This is a genomic window from Streptomyces sp. NBC_00102, from assembly GCF_026343115.1.
In the GTDB taxonomy this organism is placed as follows: domain Bacteria; phylum Actinomycetota; class Actinomycetes; order Streptomycetales; family Streptomycetaceae; genus Streptomyces.
The window spans coordinates 141847-164509 of sequence record NZ_JAPEMC010000005.1 but is presented as its reverse complement, the minus strand read 5'-3'; the positions used below and the strand labels follow the sequence as shown (position 1 = coordinate 164509).

Below are 22663 nucleotides of genomic sequence, written 5' to 3'. Positions count from 1 at the left end.
CGCCCACACGCAGACACAGTCGAAGAATAATAAAATCTCCGCGCGTCGAATCCTCGACATCGGGATACCGGCGCAGCTCTGCGCCATACACAATCAGACACATGACCGAAGGTAGAACGTCCGTGCAAGACAGAGCGCAAGCAACCAGGAAAGTGCTCCTGGAATCCGCAGCACACCTATTTGTCGAACAGGGGTATGCGGGCACCAGCATCAATGAGGTCGGTGACCGTTCGGGCCGTACCAGCGGAGCGATCTACTTCCACTACTCCAGCAAGGAGAAGCTGGCCCTCGCGGTCGTCCACGCCCAGTTCGCCAGCTGGCCGCAGTTGAACGCCCGTTACACCGCTCCGGGCATCCCCCCGCTGGAGAAGCTGGTCGCGCTCAGCTTCGATGTGGCCCACACCCTGCGGGAGGACGTCATAGCCCGCGCCGGCGCCCGCCTGTGGACCGAGCGCCGCAGCATCGACGCGGCCGTGCCCGCGCCCTTCGCCGGCTGGACCGCGGCAGTGACGCGGTTGCTCGCCGAGGCGCGGGCGCGGGGCGAACTCGCCGGAGGAATCGATCCCTCGGGCACGGCCACCACCCTCGTATGTTCGTTCTTCGGGCTCTACACCCTGACGGACGAGGTGGCGGGTGAGCGAGAACTGGGGGCCCGGCTGAACCAGTGGTGGCTGCTGGTCCTCGGCGCCTTGCAGGCCCGGCCCGATCCGGCCGCGCTGCTTGCCCGGGTACGGTCCCGCCTCGCGGCGAACGGCGTCCGCATCCCGGTGCGGACGCGGCCCCGGGCCGGAGGCAAGGCCGTTGGGGCGCAGCCCGACGTGGCGGCGAGCGGCTGAGGCGTGTCCCGCGGGCTCCGCGGACTTCGGCCGCGCGGGGGCGGCGGGGCCGGCCGGAACAGGGAGGGCGCTTACGGCATCAGCGGGACGCCGGACGCTCCTCGTCCCCACATCCCGGTACCGCCCGTCCCCGGTCCGGGAACACCGGGGACGGGGAGGTCGAGAAGGCGGCCGAGGGACGCGGTAACACCTGCCGCGTGTTCGGACAGGTGTTGATCGGCCCATGCACCCGCCAGCACGTGAAAATCGGTCAGATCGCTCTCGACGCCAATGAGCAGCCGACGCATCTCCGGCACGGGCACTTCGATCACCGTGCCCTCGTCGCCGCCGGTCGCGCCCGTGAGCCGGACCATGTCACCGATCCGCTCAGCGATCCTCTTGCTGTCGGGAGCGTGGTCGTACCCGATGACGCAGTGGCCGTCGACAACTGCCTCCCAGTCGCGCCGCTCCTCCAGCCCGTCGCAACAGCCGGGTGCGAAGACGGCGCCGGTGGAGGTGTCCGTGACGCGCAGGCCGCCCGGCACCAGGAGGAAGTCGAGGTGGAGCAGGCCGTTGAGGAACCCGGCGAGCGGATCGGCCGGACGGGGCGGCAGGTCGTTGGCCTCGGGGTCAGCGTCGTTGTACGCGGCGATACGTGCAAGGGCCGCGCCGACCTCGGCCGGTGAGAGCCCACCGCCGAGCGTGAGAAAGCCGAATCGTTCGGTCTCGGCGACGGGCCAGAGGCCGAAACCCTCCGGGGTGTCCATCTCCAGGACGGGCTGCATCATGATCACCGGTGGCAGTGTTCCGCAGGCCGCGAGTGTCGCGCCAGTCCTTTACGCGCGGGTCCATGGCCGGCACCCCGGATCACTTCACCGTCCCGGTCGCCTCCCCGCCCGCTGCCGCCCGGCCGAGGGTGCGGTCGAAGGCGGTCATCAGGAGGTAGACCACCCCGGCGGCGAGCATCACCCAGGCGAGCTGGTGCATGCCGCCGGTGTCCGCGTGATCGCCGAAGGAGGCGGCGGTCGCGGAGGAGGCGACCATCGAGCCCATGTAGGAGAAAGTGCGCAGCAGCCCGGCCGAGGAGGCGGTGCGCTCGGGATCGGCCTGGAAGTAGATGGAATTCTGCAGCGCCAGGTTGTTCAGCCCCTGCGGGACGCCGAAGATCAGGGCCACGAGGAGCAGCATCCAGACGGGGCTGGTTCCGGAGAGCGTGAGGATCACCAGGCAGGCGACGATCTGCCCGGCCGCGCCGACCAGCAGCTTGCCGCGCACGCCCTTGCGCCGCCCGGTGACGACGGAGACGCAGATCGCCATCAGGAACATGGGGATCTGCACCAGTCCGGCGTGGAAGGGCGAGAGTCCGTGGCCTTCCTCGGTCCACTGGCTGAAGCCGTAGAGGAAGGCGTAGGCGACGACGTACGCGACGAGCGCGCGGCCGTAGGTGGTCAGCAGGGGCGTGTTCCCGCCGAGTACCCGCAGGTCGATGAAGGGGGTCTCGGCGCGCAGCTCCCGTACGGCGAAGGCGGCTCCGGCGGCGGCGACGATCAGCAGCAGGTACCAGTTGCGCAGGTGCAGGTTCATCAGGAAGAGCAGCAGCGAGGTGAGTGTCGCGGCGAACAGGCCCATGCCGGGGAGGTCGATCCGGGCTGCCACGCTCCCCCGCACCTTCGCCGGTTCGTCGGAGGCGTACTGCTTGGGCAGTCGCCACAGCCCGAGCAGTACGGCCGCGACGGCGAGCGGGATGTTCAGCGCGAAGGTCGCGCGCCAGCCGCCCACCCCGATCAGCAATCCGCCCAGCAGCGGCCCGATCACGGCGACGGTCTGGTTGGCGACGGCGAGCGCGGTCAGAATCCCGCCGGGGTTGTCCTGTCCGGTGCGCTTGCCCTCGCTGCGCAGCAGCGCCATGGCGGCGGGGTATCCGGCGCAGGTACCGAATCCGAGCAGGACCCGTGAGGCGATCAGTACGCCGAGGTTCGGTGCCAGGGTGCCGACGATTCCGGCGACCCCGACCAGGCTCGTGCTGAGGAGGAAGAGCCTGCGCGGCCCGAATATGTCGATGAGCCGGCCCACGACGGGCTGCCCGAGTGCGGTGGCGAGGTAGAGGGCGGAGACCAGCCACGCCGTCTGGGAGGCCGGAGCGCCGAGGGCTCTGGCGATGGGGACGAGCGCGACGGAGATGATCGTCGAGTTGATCGGGTTCAGGACGGAGCCGAGCATCATCGGCGGCAGCAGCCGCCGGTCGAACGCCGGCTTGTCCGTCCCGGGTATGGATTCCGTCTTCGCTTCAGTCATGCGTCAACCGCTCCAGTACGGCCAGGGCGGCGATCACTGCCTGGCGTTCCTCTTCCGTGCACCTGTCCTGCAGCCGTTCGGCGAGCCACTCCGTGCGGACCTGCCGGCCTTCCTCCAGCCGGCGGCGGCCCTCCGGGGTCAGCTCGATCAGCAGGCGTCGGCCGTCGGCCGGGTCGGGGCGCCGCACCACCAGTTCCCTCGCGGCGAGTGCCGCGACCATCGCCGTCATCGACTGGTGGCGTACCCCTTCCGCGGAGGCGAGTTCACTCGCGGTGACGCCTCCCTCACCGGACAGCCGGGCCAGGACCGAGGTCTGGCCGAGGGTGAGGTCGTCGACGGCGGAGGCGTTCAGGATGCGACGCCGCAGCCGGCTGATGATCGCGCGGATCGCGTGCGAAGCCTGGACCGCAGAGGGCGACGGGTGCGGGTTATCGCTCATGCGTTCCACCATAGCTTCTACAGTCTGAGCTGTACAGTTCCCCCTGTATGTTCTGGGAGTCGTTCACCGCCCTCAGCCGCGGCGACGACGCCCCGAGAAGGGCGGCGACGGGCACGGGAACGCGGAAGGGGAGAAGCAGCGGCAAGGTTTCCCGGCACCTGGCCGTGGAGTCCGCCGTCGGCCCGTACACGGCAGCCGCCCCGCCTACCGCCGGGGCCGAGGTGGCCAGGTCCGACGGAAGCGGGGCGGCGTTGGTGCGGTGTTGCCGGGGTGAGACCGGTCGCGCTCTGTGTGGCACGCGTCGTTCGGCCTGCGGTGTCTCAGGGCGGCAGAGAGCGTGACGCGCGGCGCGGAGGCGGAAGCGTTCGCACCGTGGGAAAGCTCGGGGGGCTCAGGCGTTCAGGATCTTCGCCTTCTCGGTGGCGAATTCCTCGTCCGTCAGCAGCCCCTGCGACTTCAGGTCCGCCAGCGCGGTGAGTTGCGCCACCCGGTCGGGTGCCGCCGGAGCCGCGTACGTCTGGGGCGGGGCCTGTTCGACGTACCGCTCGTCCGCGCGGGGCTGCATGTGGTTCGACACCGTCCTCGCGGTGCCGGTGATCACGGCGGTACGGGCGATGGTGCCGAGGAGGCCCGGTCGTCCCATGCGTCGAGGCATGATCATTCCTTCTTCCGTGTCACTGCTCGTCCAGGGCCGCGATGGCGCGTTCGACGTCGTCTCGGGGGATGCGCTCCAGGAAGACCATTTCTCCGTGCGAGCCTCGCAGCGCGGCCGCGAGCCGGGAGGCCCAGGCGTTCTCCCAGGCCACCACGAGAGCCGAGGAACCGGGGGCGAGATCGCCGGCCACGCCCTGCAGGTCCTCCTCGCTCAGCAGGTCGAATCTGCCGTCGGTCGTGCGGGCGAACGCCTCGGCGACCTCGGCGTCCTCGAGTTCGACGATGTCGACCGATCCTTCCGGGCTCCTTCGGACGAAGGCCAGGTCCAGGAGGCGGACGGTTCCCGAGTCGTGGAGGTCGCGGAGTGCGGGGGCGATGTCACCGTTGAACCGGTCTCCCTCGAACACGACGACAGCCACGTCCACAGGGCCGACCGAGTCGGCTTTCAGGCTGGTGGGCATGTACATCAACCTCTCTCGGAGGGTGCGATGGGCCGCCGTTGTGAGTGTAGGCAGTCCGGGCGGAACCGCATCCCGGCGCGAGAGGCCGACGGCCGTCGGGCAGACCGGTGCGGACCACCCCGGCGAACGCGATTCGACGGGTGGTCGGAGCCTTCGTGCCGACGACACCGAGGCCGTTACGGGCCCCTGAACGGGTCAGGCGCGCAGGCGGCCCCTGCGCACCGCCTGGATGCCCGCCTGGAATCGGGTCTCGGCGTTCAGGCTCGTCATCAGCCTGCTGATTCTGCGACGGACCGTGTGCACATGCAGGTCCAGGCGTCGGGCGATGGCCTCGTCCTTCAGCCCGGCGGCCAGCATGGTCAGCAGTTCCCCGTCCTCGTCGGCCACCTCCTCCGTACCGCCCACGCCGATCGGCAAGGCGCGCTCCCAGATCTCCTCGAACAGTGGCACCAGGGCGTTGCTCAGGAGGGAGTCACTGGCCACCACAGCCGCCTGGGAGGGATCCGCTGCGTCGCTCGGAGGGAGGAGAGTCACCTGACGGTCCACGGTGATGAGTTTCGTCGGCAGGTCCGTCGCCACACGTATCTCGACTCCCTGATCCCCCAGTTCACTCAGCCCGCGTGCACGGCCCGGGAATTCCAGGCCCGCACGGTCCACCACCGCACGCACCCGCACACCTCTTCGGACGAGATCGGTGACCGCCAGCGGGGCAGGCATTCCGTCCGGCGCGCTGGTGGCGTAGGGGGGCCGGTCGAGCAGACTGACCTCGGTCTGTGCGGACATCAGAAGGGCGTTCACCTTTTCGGCGATGTCCCGTTGCCCCCTCACCGTCTCGATGCCCGCACCCTGGGCGGGCGCTGACCGACCCAGCACCTGGGCGGCCAGGCGGTCTACCGAAGCGGTGAGTACCTCCAGATCCGATGAGGCGTCGAGGAGATGCGCGCGGCGCATGTGGATCTGGTTACGTATGGCTGTGGTGGGGTTGACCGCGGTGGGCAGCCGGTCGTCGGATTCGGGGTGAAGGAAACCGCTCGTATTCAACCTCTCCAGAGAAGCGTCGAGTTGATGGTCGGCCATGTCCACACTCCGGGCGAGCGCCTCCCGGTTCTCATACCGATTCGGCCCCAGGAGCGCCTCGTAGACCGAGAGTTCACCGGCTCCCAGGCCAAGGGTCCTCCACAGCCGGCGAGTCTGATCCATGCCTTGATCACATCCTGATCGGTACGGCCGTTCGCGATGCGCCCGAACACCACTGGTCTTGTTCCGACGCGACAGCGCGTTGGACGCTAGACGGCCGCCGTTACAGAGGAATTACACGGCAACGGACCAGACCGGTCCAGGAGTCCTCCCTTTCGCCGGACAGCTCCGGCCACACATGTGGGCACGCACACAAGTGTGTACCAGGAACGCATTGTTCATCCTCCGCACCCGTACTTGCATGGCCGTATCGGAAAGCGGTTCACCCACTCGTGCCACTGGAGGAGAACACCGTGCGGAGCTCAGTACGCAGGAGAGCGGACAAGCCGACGAGAACGCCCGGCGGTACCGGCGTCGGCCGGGGCACGGCGGCGCTTCTCGCCGCTGCCGGTCTGCTGGTGACCGGCATACCCGCCGCGGCCGCTGCCACCGCCGATGTCCCGGCCGCGGCGAGCGGGGTGACCTCCGGCGCCGACACCGACACGCCCGCCCTGGTCGCCGGCCTGCACGAGGAGGTCCCTGCCACCGGCAGCGCCGCCGACGCCGCGCGTACCCACCTCAAGGGGAAGCAGAGCCGCTACCACATAGCGGACACCTCCTCGAAGGACCTGTCGACCGTCAGCACGCAGAGCGAGGGCGGCCGGGAGACCGTACGCCTCCAGCAGAAGTACCAGGGTGTCCCGGTCCTGGGCGGCGAGTACGTCGTCCGTATGGAGAAGAAGAGCGGCAAGCGTGCCGTCACCGGCACCTCGGGGAAGTACTTCACCGACCTGAAGCTCGACACCGTCGCCCCCAAGGTCTCGGAGCAGACCGCTATCGACCGTGCCGTCGGCGCCGTCGTCTCGCAGCTGGGCCAGGCACCGCTGAAGCGCACCGCGAAGGGTGGGGATCCCGGCAAGGCCGCCCTGACCGGAAGCGCCGAGGGCCTGACCATCCTCCCGCAGGGCACCGGCGTGCTGACCCGGCACGTCACCGTCACCGGCGTCAGCCCGGTCGACGGGCAGCCCGTGAAGCAGGAGGTGTACGTCGACGCGCGCTCCGGCTTCCCGCTGCTGCAGTACAGCGGCATCAAGACGTTCGGCGCCACGGGTACCGGCACCGCCGCCACGGGGGCGACCGGCGAGGCACCCGAGGTGTCCACGGCCGCGGCCGACCAGCAGGTCGTCAAGGGATCCGCTCTCCGCTACAACGGCGAGAAGACCGAGGTGAACCTGTACAAGAACACCAAGGGCGTCTACGAGACGATCGACTACAGCAAGCGGACGGCCGATTCGCCGTACTACGGTCCCATGCTGGTCACCTACGACGCCCGCGGCCGCGAGGTCGCCTCCGCGTCCGGCGCCTGGCCCACCGGGATCAAGACCTTCCAGTCGACGACCCCGGAGCTCGGCGAGGACTTCACCGACTCAGGTGCCGTGGACGCCCACTGGGCGGCCGGCAAGGTCTACGACTACTACAAGAACCACTTCGGCCGGGACAGCCTCGACGGCAAGGACGGCTACATCTACTCCCTGGTCGGCGTCGTAGCCAACGGCCAGCCCTACAACAACGCCTTCTGGGACGGCACCAAGATGGTGTACGGCCAGGGCGGCGGGGATTTCCGCACGTTCTCCGCGGACACCGACGTCGTCGGCCACGAGATGACCCACGGAGTCGTCGAGAACACCGCGAACCTGGTCTACGCGGGCCAGTCCGGCGCCATGAACGAGGCCCTCGCCGACTACTTCGGCAACGCCATCGACCTGGAGGCGAACAATGTCTCCATGGACGATCCGGACTCCGGTCTGCTCGGCGAGGACCTCTGCACCACGCTCAGCCCGCGCGAGTGCGCCCTGCGCGACCTCAACGACGGCGCGACCACGTCGAAGGACTTCGTCGGCGTCACCTACCGCGGTGACAACGGCGGCGTGCACCTCAACTCCACGATCTTCTCCGGCGCTCTGTGGGACATGCGCCAGGACCTCGGCGGCGACCTCGCCGACAAGATCGTCTATCGTGCGCTGTCCGCGTACATGACGCCGCTCGACGGGTTCACCGAGGGCCGCGCCGCGGTCATCGCCGCCGCGCAGGAACTGGGCGTCACCAAGGCCCAGATGAAGATCGTCAAGCGGTCCTTCGACGCGCACGGCATCGCCCCCGGCTGGGAGAAGGCGCTCGGTGTCGACACCGACACGATCCTGTCCAAGGTCAACGTCTACAACACCGGCGTCGGCGCGGGCGGCGGCAAGTACGTCGTCTCCCGTTCCAACGAGGACGGCAGCGAGCCGTACTCGGTGTGGCTCGGCAACGCCTCCGGCAAGGGCACGCCCCAGCTGATGAGCGCCAACAACGGCGACTACAACGTCTACGCGGACACCGACGGCAAGACGGTGGTCTGGGCCGACTACAGCAGCAACGGGATCAAGATCATGGCGCGGCCGGTCAAGGGCGGCGTGACGAAGATGGTCGACGCCATCGGCAGCGACGTCTCCGGTCTCGTGGTGGACGGCGACTACGTCGCCTACACCGCGTTCAACCCGCAGTTCGGTGTCACGAACGTGCGCTACGTCAACATGAAGACCGGCGCGGCGGCCCTGGTCGACGGCGGCCGTCCCTACAACGTCTCGGGTCTGCCCTCCATCAAGGACGGCAAGATCGCTTACGCCAGGCTGGCCCCCGACGCGTACGGCAACTTCACCCTCGGTGTCCAGGTACTCGACGCGGCGACCGGCGCCAAGACGGAGATGCCCGTCGCCGACAGCACCAACACGGTGAGCATCGGCCAGACCGCGATCACCGACGACGGCGTCTACTGGATCGAGGACAACGACGCCACCGACACGGGAAAGGCCGCGGTGCGCCGCGCCGGCACCGACGGCTCGAACCCCGTCACCGTCATCCCCGAGGGTGGCGACGACTCCCTGTACGCGTACACGCTGACGGCGTCCGACGACGCGGTCACCGTGACGTCGCTGCCGCCGGCCACGTGGTGGGCCAACGACACGCTGCCGAAGCTCTACCAGGCGGCCCCCGACGGCAAGGGCGGCGCCCAGCGCGTCTCCTGCAACCGCGGCGACCAGGCCTACGCCATCGCCGACGAGGGGCAGCGCGTCCTGTGGCTGGACGGCACCACCGGCTACACGAACCTCGTGAAGCGGGACCGTCCGGCGGGATCCTGCTGACCAGGACCCACTGACAGCACGACGGCCGGACCCGAGGGGGGTCCGGCCGTCGTGCGTGCCGGGGGAGCCGCGCAGGAGAGATCCCGTGCGGCCGCTCGGCTCAGGCGTCGGCGAGCACCCGCGTCTCCGGGGCGAACGCGACGCCGAGCAGCGACTCCACCGGTGCGTACACGTCGGGCATGTACATCGTCGTGGAGAGGAGCAGGTTCGCGGCCGGGGCCACCAGGACGCTGACCTGCTCGCCGACCGCGACGTCGGCGGAGGCGAGCGGCTGCCCCGCCTCGTCGAACGTCGTGATCAGGTCCGGGAAGGAGGCCCGGCGGTCGCCGGCCAGGTCGAGCGCCATGTACTCGTTGACGAAGTGCAGCGTGGTGCCGTCGGCGTCGTCGAGGACGGCGACTCCGACGTCCAGGCCCTCGCGCTGCTCGCAGCGGTACTCGCGCACCCTGCCCGTCGCGACGATCTCGCCGCCGAGGTGCTGTGCGGCACCTACGGGGCCGTCGGCCAGGAACCGCTGCCCCAGCTCGATCGCGAATCCGATGGCGCCGGGAGCCCCGTTCTTCACGGCGTATCCGACGTCGACCGGGTTGCGTGCGACGCCCACCCAACCACCCGCCTCGACGGATGCGCGCCGGACCACGTTCGAGGTGGCCTCCAGGCGTCCGGAGACGGCGCCCTCCACATAGGCGTACGGCTTGCCGCCCGCGTAACCCTGGCTGGAACGGTAATCCTCCGCCAGGTGCAGCCCCATGGCGCCCATCACGCTCGACGGGTGGGCGCGGCCGTTGCACGCCAGGTCGATGACGGGCAGGCCGGTCATCGCAGCGTGGAACCAGCCGTTGATCGTGGTCTCCGCGCCGTTCTCGTTCGTGTGGATCGCGACGAGCTCGCCGGGCAGGTCCCGGCGGAGCAGCTCCAGCGCGCGCAGCAGGTGGGTCGGCAGCACCTGAGGGTCGGGCGCGGCAGGGGCACCGACGAGGGCGACGGTCGCGGTGAGGTCCTCGGCCCGGAACTCGTCGGCGGTCCACAGCTCGGGCGTGCCCACCTGGAGGGCCAGCTCAGCGGTGCGCAGGCCCCGCTCGACGAACCCGCCGCCGCCTCCGCCCAGTACGGCACCGCCGTACACGGCCGCGCGGATGTCGTCGTGGGTCAGCTGTCGCTTCACGGGGTCTCCCAGGGTGGTTCTGTGCGGTACGTACGAAAGGACGAGCGGGTGTCCTGTTACTTGGCGGCCTTGAACAGGCCGTTGCCGAACGAGTAGAGGGCGTCACCGGCGATGGCTCCGCCGGCGAAGACGTCGAGGTCCTCCTTGGCCTTCGGTCCGAGCACGCGCGGGGCGAGGATCCGGACCGCGATGCCGGCGGCGACCATCCAGCCGGCCATCGGCGTGGTGATCAGGAGGCCCGTCGCGAGCAGGATGCCGAGCTGGCGCTTGGACCCGCCGACGAGCTGCACGAGCGCGCCGGGGATCGCCCACAGGGCGAGGTGCTTGGCGGTCTCCACCGACGGGCCCGCCTTGATCGCCGCGACGTACGCGGCGTCGATCGGGGCGGTCTGCCCGTTGTCGAAGAACATCCGGTAGGAGACGACGACGACCACGATGGCGACGCCGAAGCCGATCATCGCGGCGATCAGCTGCTGGCGGCGGCCCTCCAGCTCGAAGGCCGGGTCGGCGTTCTCACCGCGCAGCAGGTGGCCCGCCTTGAGGTCGTACCCCATGTCGGCGAAGGCCGGACCGGTCGCGGCGGTGAAGCCGGACAGAACGACGAGCGCCTCGGGCGGGAAGCCGATGAGGATGCCTAGCAGCAGCGTGATCAGGGCGATCGCGAAGGCGGGGAACCAGCCGGAGTGCATGGAGGCGATTCCGACGAGCAGTTCGTGCAGGAACGCGGCGACCGTGGCGTAGAAGAGGAAGCCGATCAGCATGCCCGGGCTCATGTGCGTGGCGGCACCCGTGCCGAACGCCAGCAGGACGGAGATCACCAGGTAGGCGCCGAAGCCCAGGCGCATCGAGCGGCCCAGGCGCTTCGCGCCGTCCGTGGTGTCCTCCGGAGCGTCGGCCGTCGCCGCGCGGGCGGTCCGGGACTCGTCCGCCGCGCTCCGGCGGGTCTTGACGATGGTGCGGCCGACCTGGACCAGGGCGACCAGACCGGCGCCGATCATCATCCCGTGCGGCAGATACATCGCGTTGAGGTCGAGGCCGAACAGCGGGTCGGCGTACTGGGTGAACAGCAGGCCGACACCGAAGGCGGCCATGGCGCCGAACCCGCCGATGAGCGCCACGCCGAAGGCCGACATGGGCAGCGCGAACGCGGCTCCGACCATCCCGGTGAGCAGCCCGAGGCCGAGCACCTTGGCGCGACGGCCGCCCTCGTCGCCCGCCTTGATGGCCTCGGCGGCGGCGATCCCGGGCGGCCAGGGGTTCTTGGCGGGGAAGGCGGGGGTGTCGTACATGCGGTAGAGCAGCCAGGCGTCGACCAGCATCGCGGCGGAGACCCCGATCAGCATCGGGACGATCATGTTGTCCATCCCGAAGAGGAACGGGATCCCGATCGGCAGGAAGAGGCTGTTCGCGGCGCCGAAGGTGGCCGAGGAGATGCTGGTCTGCGCCAGGTTCTGGGCGTGCACCGAGCGGAACCCCCGGAACCAGACGAGCGGCACCCGGGCGAGCGTCATCGCGGCCAGCGCCCCGATCAGCGAGGTGCTGGGGGTGACGCCGAGCGTGGCGAGCAGCTGCACGCCCACGACGGCGCCGAACACGCTGAGCACCACGGTGAGGATCAGATTGCCGGGCGCGAGCGCGCGGGGATGGCGTCGCGCCTCGCCGGCGCTGTGCGCATCACCCGAGGTGTGCGAAGTGTCCGTGACGGCCTGGGGAGCGGCGTCGGTACTCATGGTTCTCCCGTGCTCCTGATCGGGCGGCGGACTGTTTCGGCCACCGAAAGGTTCCATAATCTGGAACCAGGTCTTAATATGTAGATCTCTGGATCATCCATACGGCGCAGTCAGCCGTCAAGGGAGCAGCCGGATTTCTCGACATGCGGGCAGTCCGCGACAGCGGACGAGGGGCGGTCACGAGTGCGGTCCGGCGCCCCTTACGATCGGACGACACGACTCGGGGGAGCTCGGGGGAGGCGGAAAAACCGGTGAGCACACTCGCCAACGCGCGCGACGTCCTGCGCCTGATGGCGCGCCTGCAGCGCGACCTGACCGTGACGGATGTCGCAGGGGCGCTGGACCTGCCCAAGAGCTCGGTGTCGCGGACGCTGAGCATGATGGCCGAGTACGGCTTCCTCGACCGCGACCCGATGAGCCGCGCCTACCGCCCCGGTGAGCTCGTCATGGAGGCCTCCTACCACTTCCGGGTCTCGCGCAGCACCGCCTCCCTCCTGGAGGAGGAGCTGGCCAGGCTGGTCGCCGACATCGGATACACCGGGTACGTCGACGTGCTCGACGGCGCCGAGTCGCTCGTGCTCCACATGCGGATCGGTACGGTCGGCGCCCTCCAGGCGTACACGCCGGCGGGTACCAGGGCGCCCGCCTACGCCAGCTCCATGGGCCGCGCCCTGCTCTCCCGCCTCGACGACGCGCGGGTGCTCCGGCTCCTGGACCCCCGCCTCGAACAGAGCACGGGCACCGCCCCCCGTACCCCCGGTGAGCTGGTCTCCTGTCTGGCCCGCGTGCGCGCCGACGGCTGGGAGTCCTCGCGCGGCGAGTACGTGCCCAACGTCGCCGGAATCTCCGCCGCCGTCGTCGACAGCGACACGGGGCAGGTCTTCGGCATAGGGATCGCGCTGCCCGCCCCCGAACTGCGTGACGAGAACGAGGCGCGCTTCGGCCGGGCCGTTCGGGACGCGGCCCTGCGCGTCGGCAAGCGGATCGGCGACCCGTACTGGCTGCGCTACACGGAGAGCGGCGCCGCCCGCTGACCCGACCGCCGATCAGCTCAGCAGCGGTTCGAGAGCCGCGCCCACCACAGCGGCCGGGGTGAGAACGGGCACGGTCACGCCGGCCGCCCGGAGCGCCCGACGGTGCCGGGCACCGTATCCCATGCAGTCGAGCATCAGTGCGGTCGCACCCGCTTCAAGGTGGCCGAAAGCCGCATCGCACAAGGCCCGGTCGTCGTCCGCGTACGGCGAAGCCGCGGCGAACAGAGGCGCCGGATCGATGGCCCGCCACTTCTCGCGGGCTTCGGGAACCTGCTCCGGCAGCGGCACGACGACACCTACCCGGCTTCCCCGCAGTACCGTCGCCACGTAACCCGTCACCAGCGCGTCGGGCTCGACGAGCCGCGCACGGCGGGTCCGCAGGCTGGGGAACTCGCCGGTGCACAACAGCACCACGACATCGGCACCCTCCTCTTCCACCTGGTCGACGCGGCTCCGCAGAGCCGCCCCCACGGCCCCGGCGTCCAGGGTCACCGAGCCGCCGTCGGCCAGCCGACTCAGCAGCGTCGCACCTCCGTCCACCGGGCCGAAGCGCACCTCGGCCTCCGCTCGGGTCAAGCCGTCGAGCACACCGGCGTGCCGCACACGCGTCGCCGTCGGCAAGTGCGCCTCGACAGCGGCGGACAGGTCCGGGCGGGGTGCCTGACCGATGGTCAGAAACGTCAACGTGTGCACGGGGCGCCGCCTTCACGGAAGTTCCGGATTATGGACATGAGTTCCGGATAACGTTAGTCGCATTCGGCAGGACACGGTAGGTGCGAACGAAGGGCTCGTCACGTCGTCGGCCGCCGCACACCTCTCACTCCGGATCAGGTCGCCCGCGCGGCCAGGCACCGGATGCGCCCCCGCCCGGGTCTCGTGCGGTGCGCCCCGTACGTCGGGTGCCCGCCGCGCCCTCGCGCGCGTTCACGACGCCTCCACGTCCGCGCGTCGAAGACGGTCCGTTCCGCGGACTCGTCCCGCAAAAGCCCGGCGTGGTCGTCGTCGTGCGGCGGAGACACCGGCGGGAGGGACGACTCCCCGCCCGTCCGTCGCCGACGCAGGTGATTTCGCCGATGCCCACCGGCCACCGCTCCGAGACTCTGGCCGGGCCAGTCACCGAGACCCGCAACTTGTCAGGAGCATTCCATGCGTCGTTCTCCGCGCCGTCTCCTCGGCGTCCTCGCGGCTGCCGCCGCCGCGTTCACCCTGTTCTCCTCGGCGTCGGCGGCGGGCGCGGCCGACTCCGCGTCGGCGTCGGCCGCCTCCTCCGTCACGCGGTCGGCCACCGCCTCGGTGCTCTCCACCAGCACCCCGGTCGTGTTCGTCCACGGGTACACCGGCAGCGCTTCCAACTGGGTGACCGCCAAGAGCGTCTTCCAGCTCAACGGCTGGTCCAGCTCGAACCTGTTCGCCTACGAGTACAACTCGTACGGCAACAACATCACCAACGCCCAGGGCCTCGCCACCTTCGTCGACAACGTGAAGGCGCAGACCGGTGCGAGCAAGGTAGCGATCGTCAACCACTCGATGGGCGGCCTGGTCAGCCAGTACTACCTGAAGGTGCTCGGCGGCAACACCAGCGTCAGCCACCTCGCCTCGATCGCCGGGGCGAACCACGGGACCACGTACGCCAGCGCCTGCCTGATCTACACGACCTGCCAGCAGATGTACCCGGGCTCCTCGTTCATCTCCCAGATCACCTCGGGCGACGAGACCCCCGGCACCACCAAGTACGCCACCTGGTACTCGGCTTGCGACGGCATCATCCTCCCGTACACCAGCACCAAGCTGGACGGCGCGACGAACAATCTCGTGGCCTGCCAGACCCACATCGGGTACCTGACGGACACGGTCGTGCTCGGCCAGATCGCCAAGTTCGTCGCCTCCTGACCGCCGGCGGCCCGCCCCGGGGTCCGGGCGGGGCCGCCCCCTCCGCGAGCGAACGCGCCCCGTCCTCCGGCACCTGAGTGCTGGGCGACGGGGCGCGTTCGGGCTCTTCTCCGTCAAGGTCGGCTCAGACCCCTCGGGCGGCTGGGGCCCGCCTCACCGCGTGGGGGCGGACTCCGAGGGCCCGACGGCAGGGGACTGGTCCCGTGTGTGGAGGGTGAGTCCCGACACGTGGCCGGCCTGGATCACCGGCCCATGCTGGACTCCACCATTGATGTCGTTGTGCACGACAGCAGGGAGTCGGGCCGGCACGTCGAATTGCCGCAGCAGTGCCAGCACGTCACGCAGCTCCTCACTGGTCACGGAGCCGGTCCGCAAGAGGTGATGCAGGTGTACGTGCCACTGCGCCGTGACCTCCCGCACCGTCCGTGCGCTGGTGCCCGCGTCGGCAGCGAGCACCCTGTCCCGGGCGCCGTCCAGGTCGGCGACCACGGTGGGAGCGGTGGGCGAGAGCAGCCTCGCGAAGAGCTCACGCACTTGTGTCCAAGAGTCGGTGACCATGAGCGAGACCAGCGTCGTCGCTCCGGACGCCGCGAGGGTGGCGAATTCGGTGTCCATGGCTCTTCCTCACGTGTGGTCAGAACCGGTCCGTATCGGTCTCTGCGTCGGTCTGTCCCGGCGAAGCCGTGCGGTTCGGGGTGAAGGTGGCGGGTGGGTCGAAGCGGTGGACCAGGTCGTCGGCCGCTTCGTGCTGCTCCTGAGTCCGCATGATGTCCGCCAGTTGCTTGGCCAGCATGCTGCGCCGAACGTCTCCCTGCGGGAAGTCCATGGCGTCCAAACCCTCCGCGAAGTGGTCCGCGACCGTGGGCGCCTCTACGCGGAGGACTTGCTCATCGAGGACGTCATGCTCTTCGCGCGGCTGGGGAAAGAGGTCGCGCAGCAGTTCGGGGACAGCGGTGTCGTTCGCCGCGGAGGTGAGCTGCGCGAGGAGACCGAGATCAGCGACCGTCTTCTCCACTTGATCGTCGTTCTTGGCGAGCCACCACACCACGGCGCTGCCGGTGTCCTTGAGTACGTCCTCGCCCAGGTACTTGCGCTTGCTCTGCTCGTACGTGCGCTGGTGCTCCCAGACCGCCTTGTCCTTACGGACACCGGCGAGGCTGTCCAGACGCTCCTGATCGTGCTGGTGGAGAGTGAGCGTCACGTTCTCGGCCATCGCGCGGAGGTGGCCGCTGCCGTCCGGGAGCATGTGGCCGAGACAGCCGTTCAGTTCGTGCTGGACGAAGGAAGCACGCATGGGCTCTCGTTGTTCGGTGACAGCCCGGGCGCGGGCGAGAACCGCCTCGACCGCGAGGCCGGCAGGGTTGAGCACGGGATCGCGGTCGGAGGTGTCGAGAAGGTGCCACCGAACGGTCGCGGAGATCAGAAAGTCGTAATCGGCCCAGAGGCTCGGTAGGGAGACATGTCTGACCTGTTGTTCCTGGCGTTCGATGGGGGCTGCCGTGAGTTGTTCCTCGAAGCGGACCGGCACATGGCCCCTGCGCCGCCGGGCGGCTTCGAAGGCTACAGCCGGGATCAGGACGAGGAATGTCACGAGAGCAGGCCAAGCCCATGCGGGCCACTGCTGCGTGACTCCGAGGATGGTCATGAGCAGTCCCAGGATGATGGTGAGGAAGACGGTGGTCGTCTTGCTTCCGGTCGTCACTGCGAGGTCTCCCTGACTGGTTCTTACGGTGACGGTGAGGTGAGTGGGCCGATGCCCTGGGCGATGCTGATTTTCTGAAGAAGCCGGTCGGAGGCGGCTGCGGCGCGTGAGGGCCCGGCCGGAGACGTGCGCTCGGCCTCACGTGCGCTCGCGTAGAGCGCGGCGAAGGTGGCGCCGCGCCCATCGCACCTGCCGGCTGCCGCCACCAGAAGGTCAAGCAGGATGTCGCCCCGGCGTTCGAGCAGGGCCGCGTGGTGCAGCCAGCCCACCACGGACGACTGCCAGGTCTCGCGAGGGAGTCCGCTCAGCACGGCATTCCAACACGTTGTCAGAGAGTCTTGAGTCCCGGGCTCCTCCACCAGCCCGTGGGCGTGGCCGTACGGACCGATCAGCGGTCCCGGGTCGCAGACACTCAGGAAGATGCCCATCTCGGCAGGTGTGTGCCTCTGTCGTGCGAGCCGGTCGAGCAGTCTCCTGCGCAGCCGGGGACTGGTTGCCACAAGGTCGCACAGTGCTTCGCGGGCACGGCCGGTTCCCTGCTCACGGCGGGCCAGGTGGTACAGCCGCAGCATCGCCTGATCGGGGTGGCTGACCGCGATGACATCGGCGCAGACTCGAATGAGGACTTGGGCGAACTCCGCGTCGGGCGGCTTCTGGACGCACCACTGATAGACCTTCTGCCGAAAGGCACTTCCGTGTCCGGGAGCCACCAGTCCGCAGGTGAGCGCGTGGACGGCCGCCTCCTGTCCGGCCCGGCTGGTGCCTCTGGAGCTCCAGCTCTCCGCGAGTGACGCCAGCCCCGCGCGGTTGCCGGTCCGTAGGTACTCCCCCGCCAGTTGCGCCACCAGCCTGTCGCGGAGCTCCCTCGTGAGGAGAGGGTCGCCGGCGTCCACCGTCAGCGCGGTCCAAGTACCCAAGTGCCGGCGCAGGTCGGGCAGGTGGTCCCAGACGTGAGTGCGGACCGCGGTGTCGTGGTCGAGTTCGGTGAACCGGACATGACCGTCGGGCCCTGCCTCGGCGGAGACCTCCGCCAACCGCTCGGCAAGGTCCTTGTGCTGGAGGAGCGGAAGATCGTCGTCGGGAGAACCCGCGGTACGCAGCAGCAGCCGGGTCATGCGGTGAATGACGTCGGCGTGGGCGCCGTGCAGCATCGAGACGCTGATCAGGAGTGCCCTCTGAGAGCCTTCCCGCAACTGGGCGAAGAGCGCGGCCACCTCCTTCCGACGATCCGCTTGTGCCTTCCGGGCAGAGGCGCACCACTGCGTGTACCCGTCGCCAGGGCGCGCGGTCTCACGGGCTCGTCGCACCAGGTCGGCGAAGTCGGCGATCTCCCTCATCGTCCCTTGCTCCAGGAGACTGGCGAGGCTGGGGTCGGGCCGCCTGTACTGCTCGTAGGGCACACCGTGCGTGCGTAGGTGGCGCCGCAGGACCCTGGTGCCTCGTGGGCGCCCGATCTCGACCCGGTAGTGCTGAAGATCGGCGTCCAGGGCCCCGCCGTGCAGCATCACGACCACGAGGTGCGCGTCCTGTTCGTGGACCGTTTTACGGAGAGCGGGGAGGTCGGCCTGAGCCGCGGCCCATCGGACGGAATCGGCCGCGGACAGGTCGAGCAGCAGCCGGTCACCGGTACCGACCAGGTCCGGGTCACGAAGGGACAGTTCATCGTCTTCGCCGGGCAGGAGTTCGTGCAGTACGCCGGCGTCCCGCTGATACTCACGCAGAAGCACTCGGGCAGCGGAGGTACGGCCGCTCCCCGGGGCTCCGTCCAGGATCACCGTACCGGTGCGGGCGAGTCTCGAGCGGGCCTCCCCCATGCCGTCCGGGGCCACCAGGACACGCCTCAGCCAGGCGAGCTGGTCGTCGGCGATGCGGCGGAAGGACGGCCCGTCGGCCTCCCGAGGATCGGGAGCCGCGTGGACGTGGATGTCACCACTACCGGAGTGCACCGGGCCCCGCGCGTTGTCGATACGGCTGTGAGCACTCACCGGTTGTCGTCCTCACGCCTGCCCGATTCCCCGAATCGGTGCTGAACGCCGCCGTGATTGTCGCCCTCGAAGTACGTCATTCCGTCGCCGGAGAAATGCCGGCCGCCCGAAACGTGGTGGGAGTTCTGGTAGATGTCTCCGCCACCCGTGTGAACGGGGCCGTGGGTGCCCTTGATGACGGTGCCGCCGACGTCACCCGTGAAGTCGCGGCTCTGGACGGCTGTGCCGCCCACATCACCGATCGAGTTGGTCACGGTGTTCGGTACGAGCGGGGAGACCGCGTCCCGGTCCAGCTCGCGCAGTCCCGGGACCATGTCGGCGACCACGTCGCCCAGGCGCTTCAGACCTGCTTCGACGTCGTGTGTCCCGAAGACGATGGACTGGAGTTCCGCGAGCTGGGCCAGTTCATCGGGCAGGTCGGCCCTGTTCAGCCGATCCGTCTTGCGGCCGTCCAATACGGGAACGATGGGGATCTCACGCGACAACATCTCCTCGATCTCCTTGCGTACCCAGTCTTCCGGATCGCGCAGCCGGGCCTGGAAGTTCGTCCAGTCGGGCCCGATGACGGCCAGCAGGACGGCGCAGCTGCGCAGACCGTCCAGGAGCTCCTTGGGATACGCCCGGCCGGGTAAGACGGACTTCGATGCCCGGAAGATGCGATCCTTGCCGAAGCGACGCGAAAGTTCCTGGTCGATCAGTGCCGCGGTCATCTCGCCGTCTCCGGTGCGGTAGTTGATGAATACGTCCGTCATGATGGTTCCTCTTCTCTCAGAAGTTACGGAAATATGACAAAGCGCCCAGCCGCGGCCCCAGTCGGCGCACGGATGGATGGTCCGGATAGCGGGCCAGAACACGTGCGAGACGCCGCAGGTCGATCGTCACAGTCGCCGATCGCACCGCCTCCACCCCGTCGAGCAGCGGCTCCGTCAGCGCGCAGGCCCGGTCGATCTGCCCGTCCGCGGCACAGGCGAGCGCACGACGTACGCCGTACCGCACCCTCGTCCGCAACGCGTCGTCGGACACCTGAGCAAGCTGCCGGTCCAGCTCATCGGCCGCCTGCCCCGGTCGCCCGAGGTCGACCAGACACCAGCCCATGACCATGCCCACCGAGTCCGGCAGGTGCATGCTGCCGATGACCAGCGCGCCGGGGCTGTCCTCTTGGCGCGCGAGGAGCCCACGCGCACGATCCAGTGCGCGCAGGCATGCGTCCCGATCACCTGCGAGTGCGTGGCCCTGCGCCTCACGCTGCGCGGCCAGACCACGGATCCGAGGCGGCAGCGCACCGTTCTGCGCCTTCTGTGCCAGGGCCACCGTCTGCTCGGCGTCGTCCTGGTAGAGCGTGACCAGAGCCCTGCGGACCAGCGCGTATCCGCCCAGATCCCGGTCCCCACTGGCCTCCGCGAGATCGACCGCACGCTGCGTCCACCACAGTGCCGCCTGGTCGTCGCCCGACTCCTGTACCAGCCAGCCGACATACTCGGCATACCGCGAGCCGAGCGCCAGCAGCTCCTGCCGTGTGTCCCTGTCGGCATGGGCGGAAAGTGCTCGCAGAGTATGGGTCTGGGCGATCAGACCTGGCAGCAGAAAGCCCGGCTCGACGCTCTGGCCCATCCTCCGGTACTGCGTGAACAGAGAACGGGAGGCTTCCAGCATCCCGGCACCCGCGGCCGGACCGACAGGGCTCTCTCCCCCCATCCGCACTCTCAGCAGCGAGGCGGCGCCGGCGCTCACGATCTGCCGCCGTCCGACAGGCTGAAACCAGCTCGGGCCATCCGGTGACAGTTGCATCGTCCATTCCTCCTCATCGCTCGCATCCGGCACAGGACCGCCCAGTTGCGGCCCGGTACTTGTCGCCCCGCAGGAAATCAGTGCCCCGTCGGCCCGGAGCGCGGCATCACACAGACGAACGAGATCGCGACTGGGCACTTTGATCCCCCGCTCGACCTTGCTCAACTGCGCTTTGCTGTAGTGCACGGCCGCGGACAGTGCCGTGAGACTGAGTCCGGCGTCCAGACGACGCCTCCTCAGTTCCTCACCGAACGCGGTGGACAGCAGGGGCATGAGTACTCCCTAACCGTCCATCCAGGCGGAGGGCCCGCACGAAACTCTGCGGCAGCACCTGCTGGATGGACAAGCCGATCGATACTGTTTCCCGTTTCCTTCTCCTTCGGCGAGGCCGGCTAAAGGCCGTTCCCGGAAAAGGATCAGGAGTCGCGCATCCAAACTCGCGCAGACTGGCGCCGGAACGCCGCCTTTCGGACCAGCTGTCCGAAGGACGACTGCAGAACATCTGGTTCTGGACAGGGGTAGGGATGAGTTCCTTGCGCGTAGGGCGCGCGTTCGTGAGCAAAAAATGGCCGCGCATTCATATAGTTCACGAGGGGTCAACGGCCCGAGACCGCCGCCTGCCGGCCATCCCCACGACACCCCTGGCAAGGCTGTCGGGTCCCTGACAATAAGGAGTCGGCTCATCGCCCGTAGACGGTCTCCCGGGAGACGCCCTGTGTTCACGGCGCTCCGTTGTGGTGAGGAGGTGACTCCCAGACTCGCTCCACCTCCGGCGCTCACGGCAGCCACACGCCGACGGTTCGTCACCGTCACCGCCGCCGCTGCCGCCCTCGCCCTGTCCGGTGCCCTGCCCAGTGCGGGTGAGGCCGCCGCCGCTCCCGCCGCCCGGCTCAGAAACGATCCCTTCACCCTGGGTGTCGCCTCCGGCGACCCACTGCCCGACGGGGTCGTCCTGTGGACCCGGCTCGCTCCCGATCCCCTCGCCCCGTTCAGCGGAATGGACCGGCGGACCTACCCCGTGCAGTGGGAGGTCGCCTCCGACGAGCGGTTCCGCAGGATCGTGCGGCGCGGCACGGCCCGGCTGACCCCCGAGTTCAACCACACCGCCCACGTCGACGTCCGCGGCCTGGAGCCGTGGCGCGAGTACTTCTACCGGTTCCGCTGCGGCGGGTTCATCAGTCCGGTGGGGCGCACGAAAACGGCGCCCGCCGCTCATCAGCTGCTGCCGCGCCTCTCACTGGCCTTCGCCTCCTGCCAGGCCATCTGGGAGGGCTGGTTCACCGCTCACCGCGACCTGGCGGCCCGGCGCCACGACGTCGTGCTGTTCCTCGGGGACTACATCTACGAGTTCGGCATCGACCGGGGCGTCCGCCCGGGCGACGGCGACGAACACAACACCCGCCAGGCAGTGACCCTGGACGACTACCGGCAGCGGTACGCGTACTACAAGCTCGACCCCGATCTCCAGGCCGCCCACCACTCCGCGCCATGGATCGTGGTCTTCGACGACCACGAGGTCGTCGACAACTGGGCGAACCTGGCCGCCGACGGTACCGACCCGGACGACTTCCTGATCCGCAGAGCCAACGGGTTCCGGGCGTACTGGGAGAACATGCCGCTGCGCGCGCCGCAGTTCCCCGAGGGCCCGGACATGCAGTTGTACCGGCGGCTCTCCTACGGGCGCCTCGCCGAGTTCTCGATGCTCGACACCCGCCAGTACCGCGACGACCAGGCGAACGGGGACGGGACCAAGGCCCCGAACGCCGCGACCGCCGACCCCGCCCGTTCCATTCTCGGATTCCCGCAGGAGCGCTGGCTGCTGGACGGCCTCAGCGGTTCGCGGGCCCGCTGGAACGTCCTCGGACACCAGACGGCCATCACCCTGCTCGATACGACGTACGGGCCGGACGTGGCCGTGCCGATGGACACATGGGACGGGTACAGCGCCTCCCGCGACCGGCTGCTCGGCGGCATCGCGGACCGCGGGGTCCGTAACGTCGTCAGCCTCGCCGGCGATCTGCACCGCAGCGTCGCGAGCGATCTGGCGCTCGACTTCCACGACCCGGACTCCCGTGCGGTGGCGACCGAGTTCGTGGGCACGTCGATCACGTCCGGACTGGACGGAATGGACCTCGACGCCACGGGTCAGGCACTCCTCGCCGAGAACCCGCACATGAAGTTCGGCAACTTCCAGCGCGGTTACGTCAGTTGTGAGATCACCCCGGATCTCTGGCTGGCCGACCACCGGGTCTGCGACCGGGTCACCGTGCCGGACGGCACGGTGAGCAGCCGGACCGTCCTCGCCGTCGAGGACGGCGTCCCCGCCGTCCAGCAGGCCTGAGGAGCG

At 69.3% G+C, this 22663-nt stretch carries 19 protein-coding genes; 5 read left to right on the top strand and 14 right to left on the bottom strand.

The genetic code is table 11. From position 1 onward, the window contains the following. The first annotated feature begins 101 nt into the window (after window positions 1-101). Window positions 102-836: a ScbR family autoregulator-binding transcription factor gene (locus OHA55_RS34900; protein WP_266714234.1), complete on the top strand. Its 735-nt coding sequence runs from the start codon at window positions 102-104 to the stop codon at window positions 834-836. A 71-nt stretch (window positions 837-907) separates the two neighbouring features. On the opposite strand, the gene OHA55_RS34895 is transcribed toward OHA55_RS34900, so the two are convergent. The 6 genes from OHA55_RS34895 to OHA55_RS34870 all read right to left on the bottom strand — a co-directional run bounded on the left by OHA55_RS34895 (window position 908) and on the right by OHA55_RS34870 (window position 5741). Beyond that, window positions 908-1603 (bottom strand): hypothetical protein, encoded by a 696-nt coding sequence (locus tag OHA55_RS34895; protein ID WP_323180546.1) that lies wholly within the window; start codon window positions 1601-1603, stop codon window positions 908-910. 79 nt (window positions 1604-1682) lie between these two features. Beyond that, window positions 1683-3110 (bottom strand): MFS transporter, encoded by a 1428-nt coding sequence (locus OHA55_RS34890; protein ID WP_266714232.1) that lies wholly within the window; start codon window positions 3108-3110, stop codon window positions 1683-1685. Beyond that, a complete protein-coding gene (locus tag OHA55_RS34885; protein WP_266714230.1) occupies window positions 3103-3549 on the bottom strand; it encodes a MarR family winged helix-turn-helix transcriptional regulator in 447 nt (148 codons plus the stop codon). The genes OHA55_RS34890 and OHA55_RS34885 overlap by 8 nt, the downstream gene beginning before the upstream one ends. A 391-nt stretch (window positions 3550-3940) precedes the next feature. Then, a complete protein-coding gene (locus OHA55_RS34880; protein ID WP_266714228.1) occupies window positions 3941-4204 on the bottom strand; it encodes an SHOCT domain-containing protein in 264 nt (87 codons plus the stop codon). Window positions 4205-4223: 19 nt separating this feature from the next. Continuing rightward, window positions 4224-4664 (bottom strand): DUF6325 family protein, encoded by a 441-nt coding sequence (locus tag OHA55_RS34875; RefSeq protein WP_266714226.1) that lies wholly within the window; start codon window positions 4662-4664, stop codon window positions 4224-4226. A 195-nt stretch (window positions 4665-4859) separates the two neighbouring features. Then, window positions 4860-5741 carry a helix-turn-helix transcriptional regulator gene (locus OHA55_RS34870; protein ID WP_323180545.1) on the bottom strand — a complete coding sequence of 294 codons (882 nt, stop codon included), beginning with the start codon at window positions 5739-5741 and terminating at the stop codon, window positions 4860-4862. Between the two features lie 413 nt (window positions 5742-6154). On the opposite strand from OHA55_RS34870, the gene OHA55_RS34865 reads away from it, so the two are divergent. Further along, complete coding sequence (locus tag OHA55_RS34865) at window positions 6155-9022, top strand: M4 family metallopeptidase (protein ID WP_266714222.1); 2868 nt, start codon at window positions 6155-6157, stop codon at window positions 9020-9022. 100 nt (window positions 9023-9122) lie between these two features. Here the strand turns inward: OHA55_RS34865 and OHA55_RS34860 are convergent, their stop codons facing one another. Together OHA55_RS34860 and OHA55_RS34855 are read right to left on the bottom strand one after the other, a co-directional pair. Then, window positions 9123-10187, bottom strand: a complete 1065-nt coding sequence (locus OHA55_RS34860) for a DUF917 family protein (protein WP_266714220.1) — start codon at window positions 10185-10187, stop codon at window positions 9123-9125. 56 nt (window positions 10188-10243) lie between these two features. Next, window positions 10244-11917 (bottom strand): OPT/YSL family transporter, encoded by a 1674-nt coding sequence (locus tag OHA55_RS34855; protein WP_266714218.1) that lies wholly within the window; start codon window positions 11915-11917, stop codon window positions 10244-10246. Window positions 11918-12168: 251 nt separating this feature from the next. On the opposite strand from OHA55_RS34855, the gene OHA55_RS34850 reads away from it, so the two are divergent. Continuing rightward, a complete protein-coding gene (locus OHA55_RS34850; protein ID WP_266714216.1) occupies window positions 12169-12951 on the top strand; it encodes an IclR family transcriptional regulator in 783 nt (260 codons plus the stop codon). A gap of 12 nt (window positions 12952-12963) precedes the next feature. Here the strand turns inward: OHA55_RS34850 and OHA55_RS34845 are convergent, their stop codons facing one another. Next, complete coding sequence (locus tag OHA55_RS34845; RefSeq protein WP_266714214.1) at window positions 12964-13644, bottom strand: AroM family protein; 681 nt, start codon at window positions 13642-13644, stop codon at window positions 12964-12966. Between the two features lie 453 nt (window positions 13645-14097). Between OHA55_RS34845 and OHA55_RS34840 the strand changes: the two genes are divergently transcribed. Then, the gene (locus OHA55_RS34840; protein WP_266714212.1) at window positions 14098-14841 is read left to right on the top strand and encodes a triacylglycerol lipase; all 744 of its coding nucleotides are present in this window, start codon (window positions 14098-14100) and stop codon (window positions 14839-14841) included. A gap of 153 nt (window positions 14842-14994) precedes the next feature. Here OHA55_RS34840 and OHA55_RS34835 read toward each other — a convergent pair whose 3' ends face one another. From OHA55_RS34835 to OHA55_RS34815, 5 genes are read right to left on the bottom strand one after another with little or no spacing between them, the layout of a single operon-like run. Further along, window positions 14995-15456, bottom strand: coding sequence for a hypothetical protein (locus OHA55_RS34835; protein ID WP_266714210.1), 462 nt, complete (start codon window positions 15454-15456; stop codon window positions 14995-14997). A 19-nt stretch (window positions 15457-15475) separates the two neighbouring features. Continuing rightward, the gene (locus OHA55_RS34830; protein ID WP_266714208.1) at window positions 15476-16543 is read right to left on the bottom strand and encodes a hypothetical protein; all 1068 of its coding nucleotides are present in this window, start codon (window positions 16541-16543) and stop codon (window positions 15476-15478) included. 23 nt (window positions 16544-16566) lie between these two features. Beyond that, window positions 16567-18528 carry a hypothetical protein gene (locus OHA55_RS34825; RefSeq protein WP_266714206.1) on the bottom strand — a complete coding sequence of 654 codons (1962 nt, stop codon included), beginning with the start codon at window positions 18526-18528 and terminating at the stop codon, window positions 16567-16569. Further along, complete coding sequence (locus OHA55_RS34820) at window positions 18525-19280, bottom strand: toll/interleukin-1 receptor domain-containing protein (RefSeq protein WP_266714204.1); 756 nt, start codon at window positions 19278-19280, stop codon at window positions 18525-18527. Before OHA55_RS34820 ends, OHA55_RS34825 begins: the two co-directional genes overlap by 4 nt. Window positions 19281-19296: 16 nt before the next feature. Beyond that, complete coding sequence (locus tag OHA55_RS34815; RefSeq protein ID WP_266714202.1) at window positions 19297-20589, bottom strand: helix-turn-helix transcriptional regulator; 1293 nt, start codon at window positions 20587-20589, stop codon at window positions 19297-19299. A gap of 472 nt (window positions 20590-21061) precedes the next feature. Here OHA55_RS34815 and OHA55_RS34810 point away from each other — a divergent pair, with 472 nt between their 5' ends. Further along, the gene (locus tag OHA55_RS34810; RefSeq protein WP_266714200.1) at window positions 21062-22657 is read left to right on the top strand and encodes an alkaline phosphatase; all 1596 of its coding nucleotides are present in this window, start codon (window positions 21062-21064) and stop codon (window positions 22655-22657) included. Window positions 22658-22663 lie beyond the last annotated feature (6 nt).

Coding starts and splice junctions, on each gene's coding strand:
- OHA55_RS34900 (WP_266714234.1), top strand. CDS start 102: ATGACCGAAGGTAGAACGTCCGTGCAAGACAGAGCGCAAGCAACCAGG.
- OHA55_RS34895 (WP_323180546.1), bottom strand. CDS start 1,603: ATGATGCAGCCCGTCCTGGAGATGGACACCCCGGAGGGTTTCGGCCTC.
- OHA55_RS34890 (WP_266714232.1), bottom strand. CDS start 3,110: ATGACTGAAGCGAAGACGGAATCCATACCCGGGACGGACAAGCCGGCG.
- OHA55_RS34885 (WP_266714230.1), bottom strand. CDS start 3,549: ATGAGCGATAACCCGCACCCGTCGCCCTCTGCGGTCCAGGCTTCGCAC.
- OHA55_RS34880 (WP_266714228.1), bottom strand. CDS start 4,204: ATGCCTCGACGCATGGGACGACCGGGCCTCCTCGGCACCATCGCCCGT.
- OHA55_RS34875 (WP_266714226.1), bottom strand. CDS start 4,664: ATGCCCACCAGCCTGAAAGCCGACTCGGTCGGCCCTGTGGACGTGGCT.
- OHA55_RS34870 (WP_323180545.1), bottom strand. CDS start 5,741: ATGGCCGACCATCAACTCGACGCTTCTCTGGAGAGGTTGAATACGAGC.
- OHA55_RS34855 (WP_266714218.1), bottom strand. CDS start 11,917: ATGAGTACCGACGCCGCTCCCCAGGCCGTCACGGACACTTCGCACACC.
- OHA55_RS34840 (WP_266714212.1), top strand. CDS start 14,098: ATGCGTCGTTCTCCGCGCCGTCTCCTCGGCGTCCTCGCGGCTGCCGCC.
- OHA55_RS34835 (WP_266714210.1), bottom strand. CDS start 15,456: ATGGACACCGAATTCGCCACCCTCGCGGCGTCCGGAGCGACGACGCTG.
- OHA55_RS34820 (WP_266714204.1), bottom strand. CDS start 19,280: ATGACGGACGTATTCATCAACTACCGCACCGGAGACGGCGAGATGACC.
- OHA55_RS34815 (WP_266714202.1), bottom strand. CDS start 20,589: ATGCCCCTGCTGTCCACCGCGTTCGGTGAGGAACTGAGGAGGCGTCGT.